Raw genomic sequence first — 5908 nt, 5'->3', positions numbered from 1 at the left:
CCGGCCGGACATCTCCCCCACGTGGGGGGAGATTGGATGTCATCTCTGCCTTCGCCAATTTTCAACGTTGCAAGAAGAGTGCCGACCGCGCGGCCAGCCAATCTCCCCCCTCGTGGGGGAGATGTCCGGCAGGACAGAGGGGGGCGCCGTAGAGCTCGACGCTTCCGGTTGGCCAGCAGCGATGACCGTGGAGTTTCAGCATGAGCGCGGCGCGCCTCGCCACTTTCACCGTCGGCGGCAGGACGCGCTATGGCGCGATCACCGGCAAGGGCGTCGTCGACCTTTCGGCGCGGCACGGCCAATGGCCGACGCTGCGCGAAGTGATCGAGGCCGGCGCCTTGCTGCGGCTGGCCGAGGAGGCAGACACCTTCGCGCCCGACTTCAACGTCGAGGACATCGCCTATGAAATCCCGATCCCCTCCCCGGAAAAGATCATCTGCGTCGGCGTCAACTATCCGGACCGCAACGAGGAGTACAAGGACGGGCAGGCGGCGCCCTCGAATCCGTCATTGTTCATCCGCTTCCCGCGTTCCTTCGTCGGCCACGGCGCGTCGCTGGTGCGGCCGCCGGAATCGCCGCAACTCGACTATGAGGGCGAGATCGTCATCGTCATCGGCAAAGGCGGCCGCCGCATCGCCGAGGCCGACGCGCTCGGCCACATCGCGGCGCTGTCGCTGTGCAACGAAGGCACGCTCCGCGACTGGGTGCGCCACGCCAAGTTCAACGTCACGCAAGGCAAGAATTTCGACCGTTCCGGTTCGATCGGCCCGTGGCTGGTGCCGTTCACCGACGAGGCACAGATCGCCGACATCTCGCTCACCACCCGCGTCAATGGCGAGGTCCGCCAGCAGGACCGCACCGGCCGCATGATCTTTTCCTTCCGCAAGATCATCGCCTACATCTCCACCTTCACCACGCTGGTGCCCGGCGACATCATCGTCACCGGCACGCCGACCGGCGCCGGCGCCCGCTTCGAGCCGCCGATCTGGCTGAAGCCGGGCGACGTGATCGAGGTCGAGGCGGAAGGTATCGGCCTGCTCAGCAACGGCGTGGTCGACGAGGGAGCTGGCCGATGATGACCGAAGCGCAGGTCGAGGATGCCGCGGCGAGGCTGTACGAGGCCGAGCGCGAGCGCCGGCAGATCCGGCTGCTCAGCCTCGACTTTCCGCAGGCGACGATGGACGACGCCTACCGGGTGCAGGCGGCGCTGGTGAAGCGGAAGGTCGCGTCGGGGCTGGCGATCAAGGGCTGGAAGATCGGCCTGACCTCCAAGGCGATGCAATCGGCGCTCAGCATCGACATCCCGGATTCCGGCATTCTGTTCGACGACATGTTTTTCGAGGAAGGCGGCACGGTTCCGGCCGGCCGCTTCATCCAGCCGCGCATCGAGGCGGAGATCGCTTTCGTCATGAAGGCGCCACTCGCCGGCGCCGACATTTCGATCGACAACGTCTTCGACGCCACCGACTACATCACGCCCGCGCTCGAGATCCTCGACACCCGCATCGAGCGGATGAACAAGGAAAGCGGCAAGATACGCACCTTCTTCGACACGATCTCCGACAATGCCGCCAATGCCGGCATCGTCGTCGGCGACCGCTCGGCCGGGCCGCGCGAGGCGGACCTGCGCTGGATCGGCGCCATCGTGTCGCGCAATGGCGAGGTCGAGGAGACCGGGCTTGGCGCCGGCGTGCTCGACCATCCGGCGAAAGGAATCGCCTGGCTGGCCAACCGTCTGCATCAGTACGGCATGCGCATCTCCGCCGGAGAAGTGGTGCTGTCTGGCTCCTTCATCCGGCCGGTGGAATGCCGGCACGGCGACCAGATAGCCGCCGATTTCGGCCCGTACGGAACCATCCGCCTCGCCTTCGCCTGACAGAACCCATCAGCAAAGAAAAAGGCCGGGCGCGAATGCGGCCCGGCCAAAAATGAAGGTCAAACCTTCAGAGGGGAACACCGTCCGGCGCAATGGGAGGAGAACGCCGAACGATGTGCCGTATGTGGGCTTTGTTGGGCATGTTTGCGACGAACAGAATTCCAAATATGAGCCGAAGCGCGAAAAAATATCGCGCAAGCAGGACCGCGGCCTCAGCCAGCCGCTGCCGTCTCCAGGAGATCGGCATAGTGCCGGCGCGCCACATCCGGGTGGGAACGCAGGCGGCTCTTCAGCACATTGGTTCCGACGTCGCGGAACAGCGGATTGTCGGGATCGCTTGCGGGACCGCGCGCCTCCGCCGCCAGGTCCTCGGGCAGGTCGAGCAGCGGGATCGTCGCGTCAAGCCGGGCGCTGAAGAAGAACGGCACGGAAATGCGCTCGACACCGGACGGCGGCGTAACCACGCGATGGACCGTTGCACGCAGATAGCCGTTCGAGGCCAGTTCGAGCAATTCGCCGATGTTGACCACCAGCGTCTGCGGGATCGGGTCGACATTCACCCAATTGCCACTGTACTCGACTTGCAGCCCCTTGTTCTCGTCCTGCAGCAGCAGGGTCAGGAAGCCGCCATCCTTGTGGGCGCCGACGCCCTGGTCGTCGCCGGTGGCGTCGCGGCCGGGGTAGCGCACGATCTTCATGCGATGGTTGGGTTCGTCGCGATAGATCGCATCGAAGGCGTCTTCCGGCTGGTCGAGCGAGAGCGCGAACGCCTTGAGAAGGCGGATCGCCACCTCGGTCGCCTTGCTCTGCCAGGCAAGCAGCGCCGGTTTCAGCTCCGGCAGGGCGTGCGGCCACTGGTTCGGCCCCTGCAGCCGCGTCCAGGCCGGAACGCCTGGCCCCTGCGCGATCGTCGGCCGCTCGACTCCGATGTCGAGCTGCTCGCGCCAGTCGGCCTTGCCCTTGGTCAGCTCGCCGCCGGCGCGCGTATAGCCGCGGAACTGCGAGGATTTGACCATTTCGATCGCCAGCTTGTCGGCCTCCGGCAAGGCGAAGAACCGCCGCGAGGCATCGAGCACGTCGGAGATTTCAGAAGCCGATATGCCGTGGCCGGAGAGATAGAAGAAGCCGACGTCGCGGGCGGCAGTGCGCAGGTCGAACAGAAACGTCCGCAGTTCCGATGCGCCCTGGTCGAGGCGGTCGAGATCGAGCACGGGGATAATTCGGGCCATGGTCAGGCTCCTTTCGCGGCACTATGCGACCCCGCCCCCACGATGCCATGCGCGCGGCCCTGGCCCAAGCAACGCACGATCCAATCTCGGCGTGAATGACGCAAAGCCGGCGCTGCATTCCGCTGTCGGCGGGCAAAGAACTTCCGGCCCTCCCATCATCAGCGTCGATCCAGCCTGGCGACCAGCCGGTCGCCCACCCACTGGATGCCGCAGACAAGGACGATCAGGACGATGACCACGGCGACCATGACGCTGGTCTCGAAGCGCTGGTAGCCGTAGCGGATGGCGAGATCGCCAAGCCCGCCGGCGCCGATGGCGCCGGCCATGGCCGAGGCGCCGACCAGCGTCACCAGGGTCACCGTGAAGCCGGCGACGATGCTCGGCAGCGCCTCCGGCACCAGCACCTCGCGGATGATCGTCCAGCGGTTGCCGCCCATGGCGCGCGCAGCCTCGATCAGTCCGTGGTCCACCTCGCGCAGCGACACTTCGGCGATGCGCGCGTAGTAGGGCGTGGCGGCGATAGACAGCGGCACGATAGCCGCCCAGGTGCCGATCGAGGTGCCGACGATCAGCCGCGTGACCGGGATCAAGGCGACGAGCAGGATGATGAAGGGAACGGAGCGGAAGCCGTTGATGACCGCAGCGAGGGCGCGGTTTACCCACAGGCTTTCGGCGATGCCGCCGCGATCGGTGGCGACCAGCGCCAGGCCGAGCGGCAGGCCGAAGACCAGCGAGATGAGGCCGGAGGCTCCGGTCATCAGCACCGTTTCCCAGGTCGAACGGAGGAGAAGCTCAAACAGAACCGGCGACATGGCCAAGCACCTCCACCCGCGCCTGGCGGGCCTCCAGGAACGCGATCAGTTTCGGTAGTCGATCGGCATCGTTGCCGGGCACCGCGAGGAACAAAGTGCCGACAGGCTGCTGCTGGACATGATCGATACCGCCATGGACGAGGCGAAACGGTCCCGGCACAGCGGTTGCAAGGTCCGACAGGAGCGGACCGCGCGCGGCCTCGCCGGCGACATCGATCCTCAGGATCGTCTCCACGCCAATGCCCGCAGCCATCCGGCTGGCGATCTCATCAGGCAGTTGCGGCCGGATGCCGCCGAGCAGGCTCCTGGTGATCTCGGACCTCGGACCGGCGAAGACCGACCAGACAGGGCCTTCCTCGACGATCCGCCCGGCATCGATCACCGCGACGCGGTCGGCGATCGAGCGGATCACCTCCATCTCGTGGGTGATGAGCAGGATGGTGAGGCCGAGCCGCCGGTTGATGTCCTTGAGCAAAGCGAGGATCGATCGCGTCGTCTCCGGATCGAGCGCCGAGGTCGCCTCGTCGGACAACAACAGCGCGGGGCGCGCGGCAAGCGCCCTGGCAAGGCCGACACGCTGCTTCTGGCCGCCCGACAGCGCGGCCGGATAGGCTTTTGCTTTCTCCGACAGGCCGACGAGTTCCAGCAGTTCAGTCGCGCGCGCCAGACGCTCGGCCCGGGGCCGGCCCTCGATCTTGAGCGGCAGCGCGACATTGTCCTCGACGGTCTTGGCCGAAAGCAGGTTGAAATGCTGGAAGATCATGCCGATGCGGCGGCGCAGCGGCTGCAGTGCGCGCTCGCCGAGCCGGCCGATCTCGCGGCCCTCTATGAACACCGCGCCGGTATCCGGGCGCTCCAGCCCGTTCAGGCAGCGGATCAGCGTCGACTTGCCGGCGCCGCTGCGGCCGATGATGCCCAATATCTCGCCCTTGCGCACCGTCAGCGAGACGCCGTCGAGCGCCGGCGTCACACCGAAGCGGCGTTTCAGGTCGACGAGGCGGACGACATCTTCCCGATCCGCCGGAGGGCCGTGCGCCGGATCGGCCAGTTCGGCCGTGACATGCTGGTTCATCTTTCTTTCCGTTTCAGCGATCCGCAAACGCGATAGCGGCCCGCCGAACAGCGGGCCGCCTGCTGCTGCAAGCCAGGCGCCGATCAATAGGCGCTGATGCCGGTGCCCCTGTAGACCTTGTCGAATTCGGCCTTCACCGTTTCGTTCTGGTAGGAGGCGACCAGCGTCTTCACCCAGGGTTCGTTCTCGCTGCCGGCCTTGACGGCGATGAAGTTGCGGTAGGGATTGTCGGCCACCGGCTCCTGGGCAATGCGGTTGTCGGGACCCAGGCCGCTCTTCAGCGCCCAGTCGGTGTTGACGACGGCCGCGTCGAGATCCTCGACCGAGCGGCCGACGATGCCGGCATCGAGTTCCTTGATGGCGACCTTCTTCGGGTTCTCGGCAATGTCGGCGGTCGTCGCCAGGATGCCGGTGCCGTCCTTCAGCTTGATCACGCCCTCGTTCTGCAGCACATGCAGGGCGCGGCCCTCGTTGGACGGATCGTTGGGCAGGCCGATGACGGCGCCTTCCGGCAGGTCGGCGACCTTGGTGTATTTCTTCGAATAGAGGCCGATCGGCCAGACGCCGGTATAGCCGACGGGGACGATGTGATAGCCTTGCGTCTTGATCTGGTTGTCGAGATAGGGCTTGTGCTGGAAAGCGTTGGCGTCGATCTCGCCGCGTTCCAGCGCCTCGTTGGGCTGCGTGTAGTCGTTGAAGACGACCGTTTCGATGGTCAGGCCTTTCTCGGCCGCCTGGGCGACGACGACGCGCCAGACATCCTCGTCCTCGCCGCTGATGATGCCGACCTTGATCGCCTTCTTGTCCTCGGCGAAGGAGGGCGTCGGCGCGGTGAGGCTGACAACGGCAAGCGCCGAGGCAAGAAGCGCCGCAAGTCCAGCGCGCCTGGTGATTGACGTAGCGAGAGATGCTGAAGCGT

General features: G+C 66.1%; 6 protein-coding genes. 2 read left to right on the top strand and 4 right to left on the bottom strand.

All coding sequences use genetic code 11. From position 1 onward, the window contains the following. The first annotated feature begins 200 nt into the window (after positions 1 to 200). Positions 201 to 1076, top strand: coding sequence for a fumarylacetoacetate hydrolase family protein (locus tag EOA33_RS21400; RefSeq protein ID WP_126056116.1), 876 nt, complete (start codon positions 201 to 203; stop codon positions 1074 to 1076). Then, complete coding sequence (hpaH, locus tag EOA33_RS21395) at positions 1073 to 1876, top strand: 2-oxo-hept-4-ene-1,7-dioate hydratase (protein ID WP_189347379.1); 804 nt, start codon at positions 1073 to 1075, stop codon at positions 1874 to 1876. Before EOA33_RS21400 ends, hpaH begins: the two co-directional genes overlap by 4 nt. 212 nt (positions 1877 to 2088) lie before the next feature. Here hpaH and EOA33_RS21390 read toward each other — a convergent pair whose 3' ends face one another. From EOA33_RS21390 to EOA33_RS21375, 4 genes are all read right to left on the bottom strand, one after another. Continuing rightward, on the bottom strand, positions 2089 to 3105 hold the full coding sequence (locus EOA33_RS21390) for an isopenicillin N synthase family oxygenase (protein WP_127406507.1): 1017 nt from the start codon (positions 3103 to 3105) through the stop codon (positions 2089 to 2091). A gap of 158 nt (positions 3106 to 3263) precedes the next feature. Beyond that, a complete protein-coding gene (locus tag EOA33_RS21385; RefSeq protein ID WP_126056118.1) occupies positions 3264 to 3917 on the bottom strand; it encodes a methionine ABC transporter permease in 654 nt (217 codons plus the stop codon). Continuing rightward, the gene (locus EOA33_RS21380) at positions 3898 to 4989 is read right to left on the bottom strand and encodes a methionine ABC transporter ATP-binding protein (RefSeq protein ID WP_126056119.1); all 1092 of its coding nucleotides are present in this window, start codon (positions 4987 to 4989) and stop codon (positions 3898 to 3900) included. Before EOA33_RS21380 ends, EOA33_RS21385 begins: the two co-directional genes overlap by 20 nt. Before the next feature lie 83 nt (positions 4990 to 5072). Further along, the gene (locus tag EOA33_RS21375) at positions 5073 to 5882 is read right to left on the bottom strand and encodes a MetQ/NlpA family lipoprotein (protein ID WP_127406508.1); all 810 of its coding nucleotides are present in this window, start codon (positions 5880 to 5882) and stop codon (positions 5073 to 5075) included. Positions 5883 to 5908: the final 26 nt, after the last annotated feature.

The organism is Mesorhizobium sp. M4A.F.Ca.ET.050.02.1.1, from assembly GCF_003997725.1.
Classification (GTDB): domain Bacteria; phylum Pseudomonadota; class Alphaproteobacteria; order Rhizobiales; family Rhizobiaceae; genus Mesorhizobium.
Note: the sequence above shows the minus strand (reverse complement) of the source record. Positions and strands in the feature narration are given on the sequence as shown.